This is a genomic window from Moorena sp. SIO3A2 (assembly GCF_010672265.1).
In the GTDB taxonomy this organism is placed as follows: Bacteria; Cyanobacteriota; Cyanobacteriia; order Cyanobacteriales; family Coleofasciculaceae; genus Moorena; species Moorena producens.
Map to the genome: position 1 here is coordinate 346,637 of NZ_JAAHHC010000011.1, position 19,124 is coordinate 365,760.

20 protein-coding genes and 1 tRNA gene are annotated in these 19,124 nt (G+C 45.4%); 8 read left to right on the forward strand and 13 right to left on the reverse strand.

Features of this window, described 5'->3' with window-relative positions; genetic code table 11:
* Positions 1 to 135: 135 nt before the first annotated feature.
* From F6K64_RS15410 to nagA, 6 genes are all read right to left on the reverse strand, one after another.
* A complete protein-coding gene (locus tag F6K64_RS15410; protein WP_009149183.1) occupies positions 136 to 357 on the reverse strand; it encodes an NAD(P)H-quinone oxidoreductase subunit O in 222 nt (73 codons plus the stop codon).
* A 24-nt stretch (positions 358 to 381) separates the two neighbouring features.
* Complete coding sequence (locus F6K64_RS15415) at positions 382 to 510, reverse strand: hypothetical protein (protein WP_267872076.1); 129 nt, start codon at positions 508 to 510, stop codon at positions 382 to 384.
* On the reverse strand, positions 507 to 1,355 hold the full coding sequence (locus tag F6K64_RS15420; protein ID WP_287265762.1) for a DNA-formamidopyrimidine glycosylase: 849 nt from the start codon (positions 1,353 to 1,355) through the stop codon (positions 507 to 509). Before F6K64_RS15420 ends, F6K64_RS15415 begins: the two co-directional genes overlap by 4 nt.
* A gap of 93 nt (positions 1,356 to 1,448) precedes the next feature.
* Positions 1,449 to 1,664 carry a photosystem I reaction center subunit IV gene (locus F6K64_RS15425; RefSeq protein ID WP_009149180.1) on the reverse strand — a complete coding sequence of 72 codons (216 nt, stop codon included), beginning with the start codon at positions 1,662 to 1,664 and terminating at the stop codon, positions 1,449 to 1,451.
* A gap of 85 nt (positions 1,665 to 1,749) precedes the next feature.
* Positions 1,750 to 1,887 (reverse strand): hypothetical protein, encoded by a 138-nt coding sequence (locus F6K64_RS15430; protein ID WP_154659882.1) that lies wholly within the window; start codon positions 1,885 to 1,887, stop codon positions 1,750 to 1,752.
* The gene (gene nagA, locus F6K64_RS15435) at positions 1,872 to 3,032 is read right to left on the reverse strand and encodes an N-acetylglucosamine-6-phosphate deacetylase (RefSeq protein WP_287249267.1); all 1,161 of its coding nucleotides are present in this window, start codon (positions 3,030 to 3,032) and stop codon (positions 1,872 to 1,874) included. The genes F6K64_RS15430 and nagA overlap by 16 nt, the downstream gene beginning before the upstream one ends.
* Positions 3,033 to 3,077: 45 nt before the next feature.
* Here nagA and purE point away from each other — a divergent pair, with 45 nt between their 5' ends.
* The 4 genes from purE to F6K64_RS15455 all read left to right on the forward strand — a co-directional run bounded on the left by purE (position 3,078) and on the right by F6K64_RS15455 (position 8,666).
* Positions 3,078 to 3,605: a 5-(carboxyamino)imidazole ribonucleotide mutase gene (gene purE / locus F6K64_RS15440; protein WP_287265763.1), complete on the forward strand. Its 528-nt coding sequence runs from the start codon at positions 3,078 to 3,080 to the stop codon at positions 3,603 to 3,605.
* A 315-nt stretch (positions 3,606 to 3,920) separates the two neighbouring features.
* Entirely contained in the window at positions 3,921 to 4,457 is a 537-nt protein-coding gene (cysC, locus tag F6K64_RS15445) for an adenylyl-sulfate kinase (protein ID WP_009149177.1), read from the forward strand.
* A gap of 113 nt (positions 4,458 to 4,570) precedes the next feature.
* Positions 4,571 to 5,758 (forward strand): sulfate adenylyltransferase, encoded by a 1,188-nt coding sequence (gene sat, locus F6K64_RS15450; protein ID WP_009149176.1) that lies wholly within the window; start codon positions 4,571 to 4,573, stop codon positions 5,756 to 5,758.
* Between the two features lie 592 nt (positions 5,759 to 6,350).
* Complete coding sequence (locus tag F6K64_RS15455) at positions 6,351 to 8,666, forward strand: caspase family protein (RefSeq protein WP_287265765.1); 2,316 nt, start codon at positions 6,351 to 6,353, stop codon at positions 8,664 to 8,666.
* 194 nt (positions 8,667 to 8,860) lie between these two features.
* Here F6K64_RS15455 and F6K64_RS15460 read toward each other — a convergent pair whose 3' ends face one another.
* Complete coding sequence (locus tag F6K64_RS15460; protein WP_009149173.1) at positions 8,861 to 9,433, reverse strand: Uma2 family endonuclease; 573 nt, start codon at positions 9,431 to 9,433, stop codon at positions 8,861 to 8,863.
* Positions 9,434 to 9,463: 30 nt separating this feature from the next.
* Between F6K64_RS15460 and F6K64_RS15465 the strand changes: the two genes are divergently transcribed.
* Together F6K64_RS15465 and F6K64_RS15470 are read left to right on the forward strand one after the other, a co-directional pair.
* On the forward strand, positions 9,464 to 9,613 hold the full coding sequence (locus tag F6K64_RS15465) for a hypothetical protein (RefSeq protein WP_154659881.1): 150 nt from the start codon (positions 9,464 to 9,466) through the stop codon (positions 9,611 to 9,613).
* Positions 9,614 to 9,858: 245 nt separating this feature from the next.
* Entirely contained in the window at positions 9,859 to 10,548 is a 690-nt protein-coding gene (locus tag F6K64_RS15470) for a Uma2 family endonuclease (RefSeq protein WP_009149172.1), read from the forward strand.
* A gap of 182 nt (positions 10,549 to 10,730) precedes the next feature.
* Here the strand turns inward: F6K64_RS15470 and F6K64_RS15475 are convergent, their stop codons facing one another.
* From F6K64_RS15475 to F6K64_RS15485, 3 genes are all read right to left on the reverse strand, one after another.
* Positions 10,731 to 10,973, reverse strand: a complete 243-nt coding sequence (locus F6K64_RS15475; protein ID WP_287265767.1) for a cyclic nucleotide-binding domain-containing protein — start codon at positions 10,971 to 10,973, stop codon at positions 10,731 to 10,733.
* 291 nt (positions 10,974 to 11,264) lie between these two features.
* Positions 11,265 to 11,337: transfer RNA gene (locus F6K64_RS15480), tRNA-Arg, on the reverse strand.
* Positions 11,338 to 11,477: 140 nt separating this feature from the next.
* Positions 11,478 to 12,656 carry a murein hydrolase activator EnvC family protein gene (locus F6K64_RS15485; RefSeq protein ID WP_502708039.1) on the reverse strand — a complete coding sequence of 393 codons (1,179 nt, stop codon included), beginning with the start codon at positions 12,654 to 12,656 and terminating at the stop codon, positions 11,478 to 11,480.
* Positions 12,657 to 13,428: 772 nt separating this feature from the next.
* Here F6K64_RS15485 and F6K64_RS15490 point away from each other — a divergent pair.
* Positions 13,429 to 13,692 (forward strand): hypothetical protein, encoded by a 264-nt coding sequence (locus F6K64_RS15490; protein WP_009149169.1) that lies wholly within the window; start codon positions 13,429 to 13,431, stop codon positions 13,690 to 13,692.
* 216 nt (positions 13,693 to 13,908) lie between these two features.
* On the opposite strand, the gene trmFO is transcribed toward F6K64_RS15490, so the two are convergent.
* Positions 13,909 to 15,273 carry an FADH(2)-oxidizing methylenetetrahydrofolate--tRNA-(uracil(54)-C(5))-methyltransferase TrmFO gene (gene trmFO / locus F6K64_RS15495; protein WP_287249281.1) on the reverse strand — a complete coding sequence of 455 codons (1,365 nt, stop codon included), beginning with the start codon at positions 15,271 to 15,273 and terminating at the stop codon, positions 13,909 to 13,911.
* A 265-nt stretch (positions 15,274 to 15,538) separates the two neighbouring features.
* On the reverse strand, positions 15,539 to 17,041 hold the full coding sequence (locus tag F6K64_RS15500; protein ID WP_287265771.1) for a site-2 protease family protein: 1,503 nt from the start codon (positions 17,039 to 17,041) through the stop codon (positions 15,539 to 15,541).
* Positions 17,042 to 17,091: 50 nt separating this feature from the next.
* On the opposite strand from F6K64_RS15500, the gene F6K64_RS15505 reads away from it, so the two are divergent.
* Positions 17,092 to 17,820, forward strand: a complete 729-nt coding sequence (locus F6K64_RS15505; RefSeq protein WP_287265772.1) for an MBL fold metallo-hydrolase — start codon at positions 17,092 to 17,094, stop codon at positions 17,818 to 17,820.
* Between the two features lie 44 nt (positions 17,821 to 17,864).
* On the opposite strand, the gene ctpA is transcribed toward F6K64_RS15505, so the two are convergent.
* Positions 17,865 to 19,100: a carboxyl-terminal processing protease CtpA gene (ctpA, locus tag F6K64_RS15510; RefSeq protein ID WP_287265773.1), complete on the reverse strand. Its 1,236-nt coding sequence runs from the start codon at positions 19,098 to 19,100 to the stop codon at positions 17,865 to 17,867.
* Between the last annotated feature and the right edge of the window lie 24 nt (positions 19,101 to 19,124).

Below are 19,124 nucleotides of genomic sequence, written 5' to 3' on the forward strand. Positions count from 1 at the left end.
GGTTTGTGAACATTGGGGCGAGTATGTACTTTCGTTACTTATACTTCTAAATATGTATCTAATTATACAATATTTTTCGGAATAATTCACTCCATCTCCCCATTTCCCTACTCCCTACTCCCTACTCCCTACTCCTCAAGACGAGATTTCCAACTGGTCAATACGTAACCAAATGTTCGGGGTGGGTACCCGACCAAATTTGACCAGGGCATAATCCCCCTTGATATCAAGAATTTCCCCATCAGTTTCAAACAGATAAGAGGAAAAGCGGGGGTCACTTGCTTTGGCTTCCAGGCTACCTTCTAACTGGGCTTGGATAGCCCGAACCAATACTCCCTTTTTAATTTTCCCAGCCATAAAATCTTTTTTGTCTTTCCTATTCTATTGTATCGGGGGAATGGGGAATCGGGAATGGGGAATCGGGAATCGGGAGTCGGGAATCGGGAATCGGAAATCGGGAATAGAAATCTCGACACTTCCGACACTTCCGACACTTCCCAGCCTGATCAACGCTGACAGTTCGGACAAAAGTGAGCGGAGCGACCGACTAATTTGGTTCGCTGGATGGGGGTGCTACAGATACGACAGGGTTCTCCGGTGCGACCATAAACCCAGGCAATCCCCTTATAGTTGCCATTGACTCCCTGGACGTTGATAAAATCACTAAACGTGGTACCACCAGACTCAATCGCTTTTTGCAATACTTGGATAACCGCGATGCTCAGCTTTTCGATCTGCTCTAACCCCAAATCTTTACAAAGGGTTTCTGGTCGAATACCACTCAAGAATAATGCTTCATCGGCATAGATATTACCTATTCCTGCTACCAGGGACTGATCGAGCAAGGCGGTTTTAATCGCACGCTGGCGGTGATGGAGCTTACTAACTAGGTAATCTTTAGAAAATTCCTGGGAAAACGGTTCTGGTCCGAGTTGCTTGAGACCAGTGATAATGGTTTCTGGTAATTGGGATGGCGGAATCCACCACATTCGACCAAAGGTGCGCTGGTCGATAAACCGCAACTCCTGGTTGTTTGGGAAAAACAATCGCACTCGCGTGTGTTTTGGGTGAGGCTGGTCTTGACTTAGCCATAGCAGTTGACCAGTCATCCGGAGGTGAACCCCTAACCAACCCGCCTGCTCAGTGTCTGACTTGCTTAGTTTTGCGAGTAGGTATTTGCCCCGTCGATGCCAATCACTAATGGTGACAGTTTTGAGTTGGGCTAAAAAATCTTTCGGAGAAATAGGGTGGGCGATGGTGCGCGATAGTAACACCTCTCCACCCTGGATTTCCTGGCCTGTGGTCACTTGATTTAGACCCAGGCGAATTGTTTCAACTTCTGGTAGTTCCGGCACGATTTAGTGCTTTAGTTGATCAATGGTGAGTGCTACCGTGTTAACTTAGCACTCTACAGACACCAGGAACTCAAATTCCTGAGTCTGGCTAGGTTAACCAACTACTTCCAGTTCAGTGGGTGCAAAGTTATTGGTGTTCACCCCAGAGGGGCTACCACTATAGCCAGCGTAGTTGACCTTATCAAAGCGGACAATCACTGGGTATTTGATACCACTTTTGTCTACACTAGCCACAGTTCCCACATCGTTATACCAGTAGGATTCTTTTCTTTTAATCCGAACTTTTGCACCACGTTTTAGTTCTGCCATAAAAAAATTTACCTTACGCTCTAGTTCTACAGCGTACTACTCAATTAGGCTTCTCCGTTGACTTGATTGTTTAAGTTTTATTAATTTACCTGTAGGGAGTCGGGAGTCGGGAGTCGGGAGCGGTGCGACCCAAGGGCGATTTACTCGCCCTTGGAGGCGCGCACCGAGGGAATCGGGAATCGGGAATCGGGAGTCGGAAGAGTGAGACTACAAACGCTGCCAACTCAGCTTTGATGTTTCCTCATCGAGATGCCAGCGTAATAACTGAGCTGGTTGACCGATGCTTAGGGTTGCTAAACCGATGGCTTGGCGAGGGGAAACCGTTGCGAGGGCAATGCCATTCTCAACGCTACAAATCCCCCACTGGACTAAATTCTCTACTCCTACCAATAAGGGCAAGGTTGTTCCAGATAATGTCCCATCTGGTAGCCGTGCTGTCCCGTTTGTGACCTCTATCTTGCGGGTGTCCCAGGGATAGACGCCATCGGGTAATCCCATTGGTGCTAGGGCATCGCTAACTAGAAAAATCCCTTGTTGATAACCCCCAGCACGGAGCAGCAATTGGATCATGGTGGAACAAACGTGCTGACCATCGGCAATTAGTCCACACTGGACACCGGGAGTAACTAGGGCAGCTCCCAGTAATCCTGGTTTGCGGTGATGGAGTCCTGGCATGGCATTAAAGGCATGGGTTACCATGGATGCCCCATCTTCAAAAGCTCTTTGGGCTTGCTCTGCTGTGGCTTGGGAGTGACCGAGACTAACAATTATGTTGCGCGATCGCAAATACGGAATCACCTCACCAATGCTCTCTAACTCTGGCGCTATTGTAATAATCTTGACCAGATCACCATAGTCTCCCAAAACTTCCTTGACATTTTCAAGATTAAGTGGTAATAGATACTCAAGAGGATGAGCCCCCCGTTTTTGGGGATTGAGAAAAGGCCCTTCTAGATGGACACCCAAGATGCGGGCGCTTGGGGTCTGGTAAGGTTGGGAAGGGATAAATTCAGCAAAGACAGAAAGCGTACGCTGAATCTTCTCGACCGAGGTAGTGACCAGAGTGGGTAAAAACTGATCCACACCCTGATGCCAAAGGAATTGACAAATCTCCTGGAGTAAAGGGATGTGGTGAAAATCGACATCGGTGAAGGCTAAGCCTAGCCCCCCATTAATCTGCAAATCCACACCCCCTAGGGAGACCCAATCCCCAGCAACGTCAAGGATAGCCGGGTTAGGAAGAGTATCTAGCTTAGGAAGAGTTTCTAGCTTCGGTGCGATCGCGTCAATAATTCCATGATCATTAATATGAATATTCTGTAAACCTTGGTAACTAGGGACACGAGCATTGATAATATCTAGAGTCATTAGGGAATGTGGCGAAGTCTAATCATATACCATCAAACATGATTCATGACCAATAACCAACCGTTAATTGGGATTATTATGGGCAGCGATTCCGATTTGCCCACCATGCAAAATGCGATCGCAGTATGTGAAGACTTCGGTGTTCCTTGGGAAGTAGCGATTGTCTCCGCCCACCGCACCCCTGAACGGATGGTAAATTATGCCCAAGATGCTCACAAGCGTGGACTCAAAGTTATTATCGCTGGAGCTGGGGGGGCAGCTCATCTGCCTGGGATGGTAGCGGCTCTAACACCCTTGCCTGTGATTGGGGTCCCAGTGTCTAGTCGTCAAATGAAGGGTATTGATTCCCTATACTCCATTGTTCAAATGCCTGGGGGAATTCCCGTCGCTACTGTAGCAATTGGTAATTCCAAGAATGCAGGATTGTTAGCAGTGCAGATTTTGGGCACTCATCAGCCGGAATTACTAGAGAGAGTGCAGCAGTATCGCCAGAATTTAGCGGAATCAGTGATGGAAAAGCAAGCATTGCTTGATGAGTTAGGTTATCAGCAATACTTAGGGCAGATGGGTTAATCTGGTTCAGGAACCGTGATAAGGTGAGCCTTGAAAAAGGGCAAAAATCCCCATTAACTTGGTTGGCATCAGGGTAAGCCACTATAGGGGGGATGTGACAGAAAATAATTCGAGGGCAATCCGACTCGTTCTACTACCTGAAGCTGGGGTCTCTCAAGAGCATCCCACCGAAGGGAAGCATTTGTTATAAATGAGCCGAGACTAAAGGCCATAGGACTTACGAGGTTGAGTTTGGTGTTCAGCTGAAATACCAATACCCTATCCACACCAAATCCAAGTCATGTCAACCAAAAATCTAGGAGGTAAATAGAGTTCATGGAACATCGTGGTGTTACAGTATGGTTAACTGGTCTTAGTGGTGCTGGAAAGACCACTATTACTAAGGCATTAGAAGAAAAACTAAACGCCCAAGGATGCAAGCTGGAAGTCTTGGATGGGGATATCGTCCGTCAGAACTTAACCAAAGGACTCGGATTCAGTAAAGAAGACCGGGATACAAACATTCGCCGCATTGGCTTTGTTGCCCATCTTTTAACCCGCAATGGAGTTATTGTCTTGGTCTCTGCGATATCCCCTTACCGCGAAATTCGAGAGGAGGTTAAGCAACGGATTGGTGAATTTGTAGAAGTTTATGTTAATGCTCCCCTAAACGTTTGCGAAGGCCGAGATGTCAAAGGACTTTACAAACGAGCTCGTGCTGGAGAAATTAAGAGTTTTACTGGTATAGATGACCCCTATGAGCCACCATTAAATCCGGAGGTAGAATGTCGCACTGATAAAGAAGAATTATCAGAAAGTGTGGACAAAGTTATCAAAAAGCTGGAAGAGTTAAATTATATTTCTAGTACTTGAAGCAAAATCTTTATACGTTAACTAAAGCACCCCACCTACACGCTTTAGAGTGGGAGTCGTATCTTGAGACAATTCTTGAGACAATTGTAGAATCTAATTATTATTCCTAGAGTATGCAAAGCCCGGTGTTAAGCCATCCTTCACAAACTATCCCAGCTCACGGTGGTCAACTGGTCAACCGTATCGCTACACCCGAACAACGGCAGGAATTTTTGGAGAAAGCTGAATTTCTGCCCAGAGTCACATTAGATAAACGGGCTGTCAGCGACCTTGAAATGATTGCTATCGGTGGCTTTAGTCCTCTGACTGGCTTCATGACGAAAGAAGACTACCAATCAGTGGTAGACCGGATGCGTCTCGCCAATAACCTACCGTGGTCAGTTCCAATCACCCTCTCGGTTACCTCTGAAGTAGCTGCCCCTCTGCAAGAGGGGGGGTTAGTCCGTTTGGATGATACCAGTGGTCAGTTTATTGGTGTATTAGAACTGACGGAAAAATATCCTTACGACAAAACCCATGAAGCAGTGCAAGTTTACCGCACTGATGAAGACAAGCATCCTGGTGTGAAAGTCGTGTATGACCAGGGAGAGATTAATTTAGCTGGTTCGGTATGGTTACTGGAACGGTTACCCCATCCCCAGTTTCCCCCCTACCAAATCGATCCAGAAAAATCGAGAGCCATGTTCTCGGAACGGGGTTGGAAAACAGTGGTAGGTTTCCAAACCCGTAATCCCATTCATCGGGCTCATGAATATATCATCAAGTGCGCTCTAGAAACTGTAGACGGTCTACTCCTTCATCCCTTAGTGGGTGCTACTAAAAGCGACGACATCCCAGCCGATGTGCGCATGCGTTGCTATGAAATCATGTTGGAGAATTATTTTCCCAATAACCGAGTGATTCTGGCAATTAACCCTGCTGCCATGCGTTATGCTGGCCCAAGAGAAGCCATTTTCCATGCTTTGGTACGGAAGAATTATGGCTGTACCCATTTCATTGTAGGACGGGATCACGCTGGTGTGGGAGACTATTACGGTACCTATGATGCCCAACACATTTTTGGTGAGTTTGAGCCAGGTGAGTTGGGGATCATGCCGATGAAGTTTGAGCACGCCTTCTACTGCACTCGCACCCAGGGTATGGCTACTGCCAAGACTAGTCCAAGTACACCGGAGCAGAGGATTCATTTATCCGGTACTAAGGTACGGAAAATGCTACGTCAGGGAGAGTTACCACCACCGGAATTTTCCCGACCTGAAGTGGCAGCAGAACTGGCTAAGGCAATGCACGAGACGAGTTGAAGGTTGAAGGTTAGACCGTTGAAGGTTGAAGGTTGGAGGTTATTTGGTTGAAGGTTGAAGGTTGAAGGTTGAAGGTTGAAGGTTAGACCGTTGAAGGTTAGACCGTTGAAGCTTGAAAGTTGAAGGTTGGAGGTTGAAGGTTAGACCGTTGAAGGTTAGACCGTTGAAGGTTGGAGGTTAGACCGTTGAAGGTTGGAGGTTAGACCGTTGAAGGTTGAAGGTTGGAGGTTAGACCGTTGAAGGTTGCCGGTGACGCGGTTATTTGGTTATTTGGTTAGGCGGTTATATTCCAAACCTGTAACCAAATAACCTGTAACCTGTAACCTTAAACCAAATAACCTGTAACCTGTAACCTTAAACCAAATAACCTTCAACCTGTAACCTTAAACCAAATAACCTGTAACCTGTAACCTTAAACCAAATAACCTTCAACCTTCAACCGTCTAACCTTGGCCAATAGGCACGCGCGTCGCGTTCAAGCTTTAACTAGTGAACTAGTGAACTAGCTGAACTGGAAATCCCACAGCTTGTGGCCGTGGGAGCCCCAATCCTGGTAGGCTGATAGCTGAAATCTGAAAGCTGAAGCGCGGATATGGGACTTAATCGCCGGACTTTTCTGCAAAAAGCTAGTTTGGGATTGGCAACATTAGGAGTAAGTGAAACATTACTATCCCTCCTAGGGAATAGTGGTTTAGCTGTTCCTGGAATAGACCGTTACTTCCAAGTATTAGCACAACCCCTTGGGCGAAAGTTAGCCCTACTAGTGGGTATCAACAAGTATCCTCGTAGCACACTATTGGATGGCTGTGTTACTGATGTAGAACTACAACAAGAACTATTGATTCATCGGTTTGGCTTCAACCCGAAGGATATACTTATACTTAAAGATGACCAAGCGACTCGCAAAAATATTGAAACGGCTTTTATTGAACATCTGACTGAGCAAGCGAAAGCGGGTGATGTGGTAGTCTTCCACTTCAGTGGCTTCGGTAGCCAGGTTAAGCTATCTCCAGGATATCAAACCGATAGGTCTGTTGCACTTCAAAATAGCTTGGTTCCAGTAGATGGGAGCCTTACCAAAAAAAATCCTAAGGTAGCCAACGATTTACTGGAAGAAACGCTAGTTTTGCTATTGCGATCGCTCTTCACTGACCAAGTCACTACAGTACTTGATACTAGCTACACCGTAGCTGATAGCCTCCTCCAAGGAAATATTAAGGTACGCTCTAGTACTAACCGACCAGCCCGAGAGGCTAGTCGGGACGAACTGGCTTTTCAAGAGGAACTGCGGCGGCGGATACAGGATTCTGGGAAAGGGATGGTAAACCGGAAATCGGTTTCGGTTGTGCCTGGAGCGATGAATCCGATGGCTGGTCTGGTTCTAACGGCTGCTGAACCAAATCAAATCGCCATGGAGGCGAAATGGAATGGTTTCAGTGCTGGCTTATTTACCTATGCTCTTACTCAGTATCTGTGGCAGGCAATACCAACAACGACAATTCAGGTGAGCCTGACTCATGCTGGTGTGATGGTTAATCAACTGACAGGTACACAACAACAGCCAAGGCTAGGGGGTCAAAGTAGTCTTGATGCTTTACTAACCTATTATCTCCCCCCTGACCCTAGCATGGGAGCGGATGGTGTGGTCACTGCCGTGGAAGATAATGGTCAAACTGCACAGTTGTGGTTAGCAGGATTACCAGCAACAGTTGTGGATTACTATAGCAACAACTCTGTATTGTCTGTATTGGAATTAGTCGGTGCTAAATCGGGAGTCTCCCAACTACAAATAACGTCTCAAGATGGTCTGACTGCTAAGGCAAAATTTATTGGTGGTACTACTGATAATAACAATCAGCTACAAGTTGGGCAGCTGGTGCAAGAAGCTGTCCGGGTGTTACCCCGTAATATTGGTCTAACGGTAGCTCTGGATGGGAACCTAGAACGAATTGAGCGAGTAGATGCTACCAGTGCCTTTTCTGGTATCTCTGCTGCATCGGTAGTGCAAGCAGGGGAACAACCGGCTGATTATTTGTTTGGGAAAGCACTCTCTTCCACAAATGGTGGAGGAGGGGGTTATGGAATCTTCTATCTAGACGGTGAACCCATACCCAATGGAGTTGGAGAAGCTGGGGTAGCCGTGAAGTCAGCAGCTATGGGATTGGCTGGTAAACTGAACACCTTGCTGGCCGCAAAATTGCTGCGTCTAACCGCAAATGATGGGTCTTCCGGTCTAGGTATTCGGGTATCCCTGGACATGGTTGAACCAGAGCAAAAGGTAGTGATGCAACTCGAAACATTACGGACGGCTTCCTCCTCACGGGTAGGTTTCGTAGGTGAGGGGGAAGCTAAATCTCAGGGTGAGTTGACGGAAACTGTGGCAGGAGCAGGTGTTCCGATCTTGCCGATTGGGAGTCGTCTCCATTATCAGATCGAAAACTACGGTGACCAACCGATCTATTTCTTGCTATTAGGCTTTAATACCAATGGCAATGCGATCGCACTATATGAACTGCCATTTTTGGAAACATCACAGACTTCAGAAAACTCTGCATTTATCACAAATGCCGTAATTGCTCCTGGGGAAACTCTAACCCTGCCATCAGCTGTAGCTTCTGTTGGTGGGATTGTCTCAGGTCCTAGTGGACTGGTGGAAATGCAACTGATTTGCAGTCGCTCCCCCTTCACTCAGGCCGCTACAGCTCTCGACGCTGTGCCATCTCGTCGCGGAATCGGAGCACCAATTGATGATTTGTTTAACCCCTTGGACGTAGCCCAGGCGGTGCTGCAAGACATACACAATGCTAGTGCAAATTCCCTAGATTCTTCCCTCAGTATAGGTGCTGATTCCTACGCCTTGGATGTCAATACTTGGGCAACTCTAAGTTTTCTCTATCGGGTAGTTTGATTTTAGGTTGTTAATTGTCAATTCCTAATTGGCAATTAACAATTGCTCCATAAGTGTTTAAGAGGAAATAGGAAACAGGGAACAGAGAACAGGGAATAGGGAACATCACTAATAATTTTTAGGTATTTTTTTTGTTAAACTATTCTTATAATTTTGGTTATTTCAACAACATAACTTTTATTGATTTTGACTAATTAACCCTTCTTAGGTAACCTCGCTTTCCCAAACACTTGCTCCGGAGTAAGTTCCAATCCTTCAAAAAGCGAATCAGTGATCAGCGCAGCTTTGGTATAAGTCCGTGGTGGCGCATCTGGATAAAAAATTGTGATACTTCTCGCCTGAGGATCAACAACCCAAACTCGTAATACTCCCGCTTCTAAATAATCCGTTGCTTTCTCGGCTAATTGGCCAAAAGTTTGTCCCGGTGAGATAATTTCAATGGCTAACTCTGGAGGTACTGGACAAGCCTCATCTTCTATAACTTCTGAGGGCAGACGCTGAACAGAAATGTAGGTTAAATCAGGCACAGGTACCCAGTTTTGACCGTGACGTTGCAAGGCTATTGCCCACTCTGGATTGACTTCACCCTTTTCCTGACACCACTGATCCAAAAGTGTATATAAAGCACCAGTTACCCTAGCATGAAAACGTTTAGGAGACATTTTCGGTACTGGAAGCCCCTCAACTAATTCATAGGTTACATCGGTCGAAGGCATTGCCAGAAATTCTTCCAGGGTAAGTAGAGTTTTAGTTTTGAGTTGTGGCATTTTTATAGGGACCCCGAGATCATTTATCTGGTGTCAGTGGCTTTAGTATATACTGGTAAGTATTCAGCTATCAGCCGTCAGCCGTCAGCTAATCAACGGGAGGTAGTAAACAAGCTTACGGGCTGGTACGGTTGGTTGAAAATCTCTGCTCGTTTTACTCATCCGACTCCGTTCAGTTAAAGCGCCTGCTAGCTGCTAGCTGATAGCTGCTAGCTGATAGCTGATAGCTGACGGCTGAATGCTTACATATACTGATTTAAAAAAATAGCGTTGATCATATTTATGAGGTACATTCAATTTTAGCAATCCCTACTCCCTACTGCCATTAACCCAGAACGAAAGTTCCTCACCCAATTAAGATTTGGGGCAATCTCTTAGGTTTTGCAATGCTACGATAAAAGGCAAAAACAAGAAGTGGTAACCTTGTGTCTGTCTCTACTCAATCGAGGGGAAAAAACTTTGAACAGCCTTTAGCGGTACCAACGGAACCGGTCTGGCGCTTTAAGGTTGAACAATACCACCAGATGATTCGCTGGGGTATCCTGGGCGAAGATGACCCAGTGGAACTGCTGGAAGGGTGGCTCATTCCTAAAATGCCGAAAAATCCACCACATCGTGCCTCTACTAAACTAACTCGGAATGCACTGGAAGCGATTATTCCAAACGGATGGTACGTAGATGCACAAGAACCAATTACTTTAGACAATAGTGAGCCAGAACCGGATATCGTGATTGTTAAAGGCGATACTCGCGATTATCTTGACCGCCATCCTGGTGCGTCAGACTTAGCTTTAGTGGTTGAAATTGCCGACTCCACCCTAGAACGAGACCGAACGTTGAAGAAACGCATCTATGCTCGTGCAGGTATTTCAGTTTATTGGATTGTCAATCTGATCGACAAGCAACTCGAAGTTTATACCCAACCTATTGATATATATACAACGCCAACCTATCAGCAATTTCAAGATTACAAACTGTCGGAACAAGTGTCTGTTTTTATCGATGACTCTCCTATTGGTTCCTTGACTGTGCAAGAGGTCCAACAAAAACACGAATTTTCTGCCCTAAACCTTGTCAAACACTATTCATGCTCTTACAATGAAATCAGTCAGTAACTTGTTTAACAAGCGAACACTACCGCCCAACGAAGAACTAAAAGCGAAGGCAGCTGGTCGTAAGTTAAGCGACGTAAAATAATGGACTGAGTGAAGTTACAGTGCGGTTTAAGAGTAGGCCGAGAGCCTCCATCAAGAAAATTAGCGCTTTGTCTTTGGCATTGCTTTGTCGGCAACAACCATTAGTTAAAACTAATGCTATACCATCGTCCTATCTGCTTGTAAGTAGGTTTGTACAGGTTAAATGTTGCACCTGAGCGGAGAATATATAATCCTACGGCAGGGGTGTTGGCTAGCACTAAGGTTTGGTTTGCACCGCATATCCGCTCTTCCAGCTTAGGTGCTAGATTCTGTAACACTTCCTGAGTCAAAATACTCAGATCAGTTCCTTCTTTTAGCCACGTCACTAAGTCTCGAAGGTTCATGATTGGCTCTAGGATAGACAGTGATGGGAAGTTCAGTTAATCAAAATCTTATTAGACATCTCCAAAAATTAACCTCAAACCCTTGCACTGCCTGGGTCAAAACCGAGTTTCTGGAGATGTCTATTATGGTTAGGGGAATTTTGTTAATTGTTAATTGTTAATTGTTATTTTTTAACTGAATAATAATAAGTAAATCTACAACTTTCACGGCAGTTAACCTCTGGTCGTGCTTAACGCCAGAGCTATCCCTTCATAGAATACAAGTAGGATTGCTAGATCAACTTATCGAAACGAGCACGGAGGGATTTGAACCCCCGACACCCAGAACCGGAATCTGGTGCTCTATCCACTGAGCTACGCGCCCTTATGCTTGAGTGAATATATCAAGCGTTAATCTATTTGATTAGCTTTGATAATAGCACACTATTGCAATTATTTATTATACACCACTTGAGCACGGAAAAGTGTAAACTGTTTGAAATCTGTCCTAGCAAGTGCCATCAGCTACAGATAACTGGTCGGATCGACAGGTTCACCGTTCTTACGAACCTCAAAATGGAGGTGGGGACCGGTAGAGAAACCCGTAGACCCAACGGTTGCGATCGCATTTCCTCGTTTGACCGATTCTCCCTTACTCACCAAGATTCTACTGGCATGACCATATAGGGTAGCAATACTGTCGCCATGGTCAATAATTACTGTATTGCCATAACCACCATACCAACCGGCAAAAATTACTGTACCGCTATCTGCTGCTCGAATAGTACTGCCATAACTAGCCCCAAAGTCAATCCCAGAATGGAAGCGAGATGTGCCTAGAATGGGGTGACGTCGCCAACCAAAACTGCTGGTAATGGAGCCATTACTGGGATAAAGCAGCTGACCAGTATTAAAAATAACCGTTTTGCGAAGCCTTGCCTTCCTAGCTGCCGCAATCTTGTTTTGACGGGCAATCTCTCGTTGAATCAAGATCACAAGATTTTTAGAATCTTCTGCTAACTGCGCTTGGGATGCTTCTAAAGCTTCTCGGTTAGAGTTAAGTCGCTCAATCAGTTGTTGCTGTGTCTTCAGCTGGGCTTCAAACTGCTTCTTTTTGGCTAGGAGTTGCTGTTTAAGTAGGGAAACTCGGTTTTTCTGAGCCTCTATCTCGGTTTTGCGTTGGTTAATGCTGTCGGCTTCAGCTTTTAAACTAGTTAAGATTTGCTGGTCTGTTTGATAGACTAACTTCAATCGGCGGCGTTGAGCCAGAAATTCGTTGATATCTTGACTCTTGAGCAGGATATTCGACCCAACTTCAGCCGTGGGCTGGCGCTGTAGAAAACGCAGTCGAGCAATGATTGCAGCCCGCTTTTGGTAATAGCTGCTCTCGGCAATTGCTAAATCCTCCTGCAACTGGTCTAGACGCTGGTTAGCGAGTTGGATTTGCCCATTGTAATCCTGGTTAGCCGTATCAGTAGACTTGAGATTAAGCTCAATCACACCCAGCTTCTTCTGGGCAGATTGCTCGACATTGGATATGCGATCGCTTTCCTTAATAATAGTATACCGTTGCTGCTCAATATGTTTCTGTATCTGTTCCAGGGTATCTACTGCTCCTGGGTTAACTGCTCCTGGGTTGATTGCTTCTGGGTTGGTTGAGGGCGCAGTACTTGCTGGAATTGTGACGATTAGCAGCCAAAGCACACAGCCTAGACAAACTCTCCCTATTCCGTGTAAGCCATACCAATCCCTAACCCTACCAAAAGCGTTGAGGTTTTTGGTATAGGTTCCCCTCTGCCGAATTTCCTTAACCACAGAGTATCTCAGTATTGTGAACAATCATCGAAAAAATTCCCGAATACAGCTGTCAACGGTTGTAAATCAATTTATGCTGACGAAAGTCAAACACTCCTTGGATATTATCTACTACCACTGGCCGATAGTGAAGACTGAAGGGAAACGATTAGTGTTGTCATTATGGGGACTGGTCTGTACTATGTAGGTATCTAAGGTATTTGAGCTGGGGAATCATACACCAAAGTAAACACCACAAACCCTAGCAACAACCTCAGCGCAAACCTCAGCCCTCTAGTCTATTTAAGTAAGGGAAATCAAGTATACAGCGGGTTTCAATGCCGTGAAGTACAGTATATATAGCGTTTTTTATCGTTTTTTGGGAGATGACGACCAAGGCAGATAATTTCAAATCCGGTCAAATAATGATTATATCCCTGATCGGGTAATTGGTAATTCGTAATTGGAAATTAGTAGTTGACGATTCCCTATTTACCATTACCAAACATCCAGAGGTGCGACCCGAAGGCGCTTTGAGCGAATTTAATTCTTAATGGGTCAAGCCCACCTAGGAATAGTTAACAAACCAGTAATTAACCGGACTTGATATCATCTCGCCTTTTCAGTCAATCAGACCGACTGAAAACTTGTAATTAAAGCAATATTAGGATTGAATTTCGTTATGACGGTACTAGCAGGATTTTACGTTTCTGGCGCTCTCTACTTTTTCTCGATCTGGTTTCAAGCGTTCCAGAAAGACACTAATTTATCTCCTGATCAAATCCGCTCTTCTTGGATAGTGTTGACGATAGCAAGCATTTTTTGGCCAATTGTTGCCCCGATTGCTAATCTGGAGAAGAGTTCTAGAAAAAAAGATAGTTTAGTTCAGGAACAAGAGTTGGATCCTAATAAAACAGGTATTTCACCTGAGCTATCCCGCACTTAATTGGTAAATATCAATTGAATGATACTGATATTAGATCCGGGAACATCAGTCTTGTAAAAATTGGGTAATGGTAAATGGGTAACTATGATTACTTCCAAGCCATTACCCATTCTAATATCTTGCACCTTCACTTAAAAGCTCTAAAATTTAGTAATCTTAATTCAGGAGCTTCGAGTCAGAATAAGTCAAAGTTATGTTGTTGGAATATAAGAGTTTTTATGCTGCTGATACGCGCAGCCTACTCAACCAACCATCAAGATCTGCCAAAGCGCGATCGCGATATGCTCCATACCGTTCTCGCTTATTCTTAATCCGCACTGGCAATTCGGGTAAAATGCCAAAATTTGGTGGCATAGGCTGAAAATGCTTAGGTGATGCGGAACTGATAAAGTCAAACAAGGCTCCCATCATCGTAGTGGGTGGCATCGTTACCAGTTCCAATCCCAATACCAGTCGCGCCGCATTGGTACCAGCCAGCCACCCTCCCGCAGCTGCTGCTGTATAACTTTCTGTTCCTACCAATTGACCAGCTGCCAACAAAGTAGACCGTTTTTTGAACTGTAGGGTTGGTTGCAATAACTCAGGAGCATTGAGAAACGTGTTCCGATGCATCACTCCCATGCGCACAAACTCTGCTTCTTCCAAACCCGGAATCAGTCGAAATACCCGTTTCTGCTCACCCCAGCGCAAATTGGTTTGGAATCCCACCATATTCCACAGCTGACCTGCTTTATCTTCCTGTCGCAGCTGTACCACAGCATAAGGACGCTGGTGCTGATTTTCTGGGGCGCGGAAGTCTCCCTTACGGGCATCAAACAGTCCCACTGGCTTCAGAGGACCGTAACGCATAGTATCTTCCCCCCGACGAGCCATCTCCTCAATCGGTAGGCACCCTTCAAAAAATTTAGCAGTTTCTTGCTCAAAGTCTTTCAATTCCGCCTTTTGAGCTGCACACAGTTCTTCCCAGAAGTGACGATACTGTTCCCGATTCATGGGACAATTAAGATAAGCAGCTTCTCCTTTGTCATACCGGGATGCCATAAAGGCAATATCACGATTGATGGATTCCCCCACTACAATCGGTGATGCGGCATCAAAAAAACTAAAGTATTCTAAACCAGTGAACTGTTGCAGGTCTTCGGCTAAAGCAGGACTAGTCAACGGACCGGTTGTAAGTACCACCACCCCTGTGGTAGTAATTTGCGGAACTTCCTCCCGCTGCAACTCGATCAGGGGATGACTAGCTAAGGTTTCCGTCAATTCCCGACTAAATACTGCTCGGTCTACAGCTAAGGCACCCCCAGCTGGAACAGCATGTTGATCAGCTTTGCCAATAATAATTGAACCAAGGCGTCTCAATTCTTCGTGCAACAAACCCGCAGCGCGATCGCTTGACTTAGCACCAAAGGAATTACTACATACTAGTTCTGCCAATTCGACCGTATGATGAGCCGGGGATAGTCGCACTGGTCGCATTTCGTGCAACACCACTGGTACTCCAGCCTGAGCAATTTGCCAAGCGGCTTCTGTACCCGCTAATCCACCACCGATAACATTTACTTGTTGTTTGTCATTAGTCATTATATAGCAAAGGGAACAGGGAATAGGGAACAGGGAATAGGGAGTAGGGAGTAGGGAGTAGGGAGTAGGGAGTAGGGAGTAGGGAAAAGAGAACAGGAAAAAAATCCTGTGTACCTCATTTCTATGACAACCACTTTATTCAATTGTTAATTATTAATTGTTAACTTTTAATTGTTAACTTTTAATATCAACCAATTCACAATTAACAATTTTATATTCTCAATTATCACTCCTCAATTTTAAATTTTAACGGGACACGATCTGACTAAATAGTTAACAATTTAGTGATTGTTCCTGGTACTGGCAAAATAATAGTGACTAAAATCAACAAGGCTATAATTCCGCACAAATCTCGCCAGTTGTCAAGTTCTGAAACATCATTAAGGGCTGGTTCATCTGCCACTGGCATGAATAAAATAATAATTCCCCACAGGAGTAATTCTGGCTGGATAAATACTAGGAGCATCATTAACAGCCGGGTAATCTGACCAATGGTCATACCAGTTCTTTGACCCAACATCGCATGGACGATATGTCCACCATCCAGTTGTCCGACTGGCATTAAATTGAAAGCAGTAACAACTAAACCGACATAACCAGCGACTGCCACAGGATGAAGGTTAATGGCTGTGTTGGAGACAAATTCACTGCCCAATGCCCATTTACTTAGTAAGCTTAGCAAAAGGGAAAATCGGGGATCGAGGGATTCTAGGTTCAAGATTCCTGAAGAGTCAGACAAAGGCACTACAGTGGAATGGGCTAATCCCCACATTAGGATTGGTAGGGTAACCACTAAACCGACTAGTGGACCAGCAATGCCTATATCAAATAAGGCTTTACGGTTAGGAACAGGAGAGCGTATATGAATAAATGCTCCCAATGTTCCCAAGAATAAAAAGGGTATGGGGATAAAGTAAGGCAGAGTTGTACGCACCTTGTAAACCATTGCGGCGAAATAATGACCGAGTTCATGAATGCTGAGAATTGCCATTAAGGCCAGGGCATAGGGCAGTCCTTGCAGTAAAACTGCTGGGTCAGTCAGGGGATTTTCCGACACCCCAGTTATCTGAGTGCCCATCCAGGTGGTGGTAAACAAAGTAATCACCATCAGCCCCAATGCTAAACCAGGTCGCGTTAATGATTCAGACCCCCTGTAAGGTTTGGTTGATTTTTTGGTATTGGGCACTAGAGCAAAAAAGGGTTTGCCGCTAAAGCTTTCTTGAAAGACTACGAAGAAGCGATCGCCAAACTCGGCTTCTATATTTGACCGCACGGTACGGTAGGCTTGCTCTGGGTTAGTGCGCAGTTTGCCGCGACACAACACTACTTGAGGTCGGTACTCAATATTCTGGAGATAGTAGATTCCCCAGGGAAAACAATTTCTGAGGTCTTTTTCTTCTTCTTTAGTAATGGGACGAAGGCTTGACTTTTCAGTTGCCGATGCAATTTTGGCGACCGGGTCTGAGGTACTTGTTTTAGTCGGATTGTCTTTGGTCATGGTTGAATTGGGAGCTGGGCGTCCCCACTGAATCAGCAGCCAGTACAACGGCAAGCAAATCACAAATGGACCGAGCAATAGGGCTGGTGGTATTGGTGTGTTCTTACCATTGAACAGAGTCCAACCAATCCAGACTAGTGGTGGAGTCATCATTACCAGCCACAGTAACCATACTGGTGTCCGGGTGAGGCTGGCAACGGTGCGCTGGATAACGAAGTAGGTAATCACAGCGAGTAAAATAAATGTAAATGGGAGTAGCCAGAGTTCCATGATGAAAGATCACACCGTCTACTAAAAACTACAATTAAACTACAAGCATTGTGCAACCCGATCCTCCAGCAAAAGGCGATTTTTCTCTTACGCCAAGCGCATCGTCTAATCAGCAACCTGCTGCATCCAAGCCACCACGCCTTGTTCTAGATACCATTTTTGCTTTTCCACCCAATCGAGATACGTTAGGTGGTACGGCTTATATTATTGTAGGAAATTCCTTCAACCTATTGATTGATTGTCCTGCCTGGAATGAGACTAACCAAGAATTTTTGCGTGAGCAAGGGGGAGTCTCATTACTGTTTATTACCCATCGGGGTGGTATTGGTAAAGCAAAGGAAATTCAGGAGAGTATGGGGTGCCAAGTCCTGATTCAAGAACAAGAGGCTTACTTACTGCCGGGATTGGAGGTAGTTACATTTCACCAGGAGTTGACTATAAATCCCTGCTGCTACGTCATTTGGACTCCTGGTCACTCTCCTGGTTCTTCTTGTCTTTACTACACTGGTGCCGGGGGTGTGCTATTTTCTGGGCGTCATTTGCTTCCTAGTAAACAAGGAGAACCGTTGCCCCTGCGAACCCCGAAAACATTTCATTGGCCAAGACAGATTCGGAGTGTACAATCTCTGCTTGAGCGTTTTACCCCAGAGACTCTTCAATTTATCTGTCCTGGTGCCAATACTGGTTTTTTGCGAGGGAAAGGCGTAATTGACCAAGCTTACGAGGGTTTATCAGACGTAAGGGCGAAGTTTGAAAACCCAGAAGCGTTATATATCTGAGGCCCTGACCCCCTGATGCTCTCACGCCCTAATCTACAGATAATCTAACTTGCCTTAGCTAGAAAAGGATCAGATGTTAACAAATTGATTGCTTCCTGATACTGACTATCTGCTTCTGTCCCCACTTGGCTCATAGTAATTGCTTCTAAAGGCACCTCCAAGTCTGGCTCAATCCCTAATTTATTAATATCCCGGTGATTGGGGGTCTCGTACTTGGCAACGGTAACTGCTAATCCTGACCCATCTATTAGTTCAAATAACGACTGAATTAACCCTTTGCCAAAGGTTTTTTCCCCTACTAGCTTTGCCCTACCATTGTCCTGTAAAGCCCCAGCTAGAATCTCACTAGCACTGGCGCTGCCTTCATTAACTAATACGACCAAGGGGTCTTCCGTAAGAGCGTCACCATAGGCTTCAAAGCTACCAATGGTGCCTTGGCGGTTAACGGTGTAAACAATAGTGCCTTGATCTAACCAGAGGCGAGCAATTTCAATACCTGCCTGCAATAGACCCCCTGGGTTATTCCTCAGATCAAGAATATAGCCATCTGCACCCATCTCCTTGAGTTTAGCAACGGCGTGGGCAACTTCCATTGGGGCGTTAGCACTAAATTGAGACAGACGAATATAACCGACTGGGTCTCTATTGTCCTGGGTATCGAGGACTGAATACACTGGGTTTAGGGAAATGCGATCGCGCACTATTTCCACCAATTTTGGCTGTTCTTTCTGGCCTTGAATTTTCAAGGTAACTGTTGTACCAATTGGTCCACGCATCCGTGCTGCCGCTTCATCGAGAGTCATTTCCCTAGTCAACATGCCATCAATTTCTAGGATGTGATCCCGTGCTCGGATACCGGCTAAATCTGCTGGTGATTGAGCAATTGGGGTGATTACTTCTAACTCACCAGTTTCCCCATCAATGGCAATTTGTAGCCCGACACCAGAGAGTTCACCAGAGGTGCTGATTTGCAAACTATGATATTGGTCGGGTCTGAGCAATCGTGTGAAGGGATCCCCAAGACTCCCTAACATGTTTTCTATGGCCGTATAGGTAGCTTCACGATTAGGCAGCCGCTTTTTCAAGGTCTTCTGACGTAACAACCACCAATTCTGATGGTTAAAGGTATCATCAACGTAGGATTGAGAGACAATCCGCCAAGCTTGGGAAAAAAGCCTTTGCTCCTGAGAGAAGGCAGCTGCTGTTGGTGTCCACCAGGCAGACAATAGCATGATTGGGAAGGTTAGTAAGAGTCCAACCCAGAAGGCTCGTTTGTGCATGATCAAAAATTTATGAGAGTACTT

Coding starts and splice junctions, on each gene's coding strand:
- trmFO (WP_287249281.1), bottom strand. CDS start 15,273: ATGACTAATGACAAACAACAAGTAAATGTTATCGGTGGTGGATTAGCG.
- nagA (WP_287249267.1), bottom strand. CDS start 3,032: ATGACTCTAGATATTATCAATGCTCGTGTCCCTAGTTACCAAGGTTTA.
- sat (WP_009149176.1), top strand. CDS start 4,571: ATGCAAAGCCCGGTGTTAAGCCATCCTTCACAAACTATCCCAGCTCAC.
- purE (WP_287265763.1), top strand. CDS start 3,078: ATGACCAATAACCAACCGTTAATTGGGATTATTATGGGCAGCGATTCC.
- F6K64_RS15475 (WP_287265767.1), bottom strand. CDS start 10,973: ATGAACCTTCGAGACTTAGTGACGTGGCTAAAAGAAGGAACTGATCTG.
- ctpA (WP_287265773.1), bottom strand. CDS start 19,100: ATGCACAAACGAGCCTTCTGGGTTGGACTCTTACTAACCTTCCCAATC.
- F6K64_RS15410 (WP_009149183.1), bottom strand. CDS start 357: ATGGCTGGGAAAATTAAAAAGGGAGTATTGGTTCGGGCTATCCAAGCC.
- cysC (WP_009149177.1), top strand. CDS start 3,921: ATGGAACATCGTGGTGTTACAGTATGGTTAACTGGTCTTAGTGGTGCT.
- F6K64_RS15500 (WP_287265771.1), bottom strand. CDS start 17,041: ATGGAACTCTGGCTACTCCCATTTACATTTATTTTACTCGCTGTGATT.
- F6K64_RS15490 (WP_009149169.1), top strand. CDS start 13,429: ATGACGGTACTAGCAGGATTTTACGTTTCTGGCGCTCTCTACTTTTTC.
- F6K64_RS15455 (WP_287265765.1), top strand. CDS start 6,351: ATGGGACTTAATCGCCGGACTTTTCTGCAAAAAGCTAGTTTGGGATTG.
- F6K64_RS15460 (WP_009149173.1), bottom strand. CDS start 9,433: ATGCCACAACTCAAAACTAAAACTCTACTTACCCTGGAAGAATTTCTG.
- F6K64_RS15425 (WP_009149180.1), bottom strand. CDS start 1,664: ATGGCAGAACTAAAACGTGGTGCAAAAGTTCGGATTAAAAGAAAAGAA.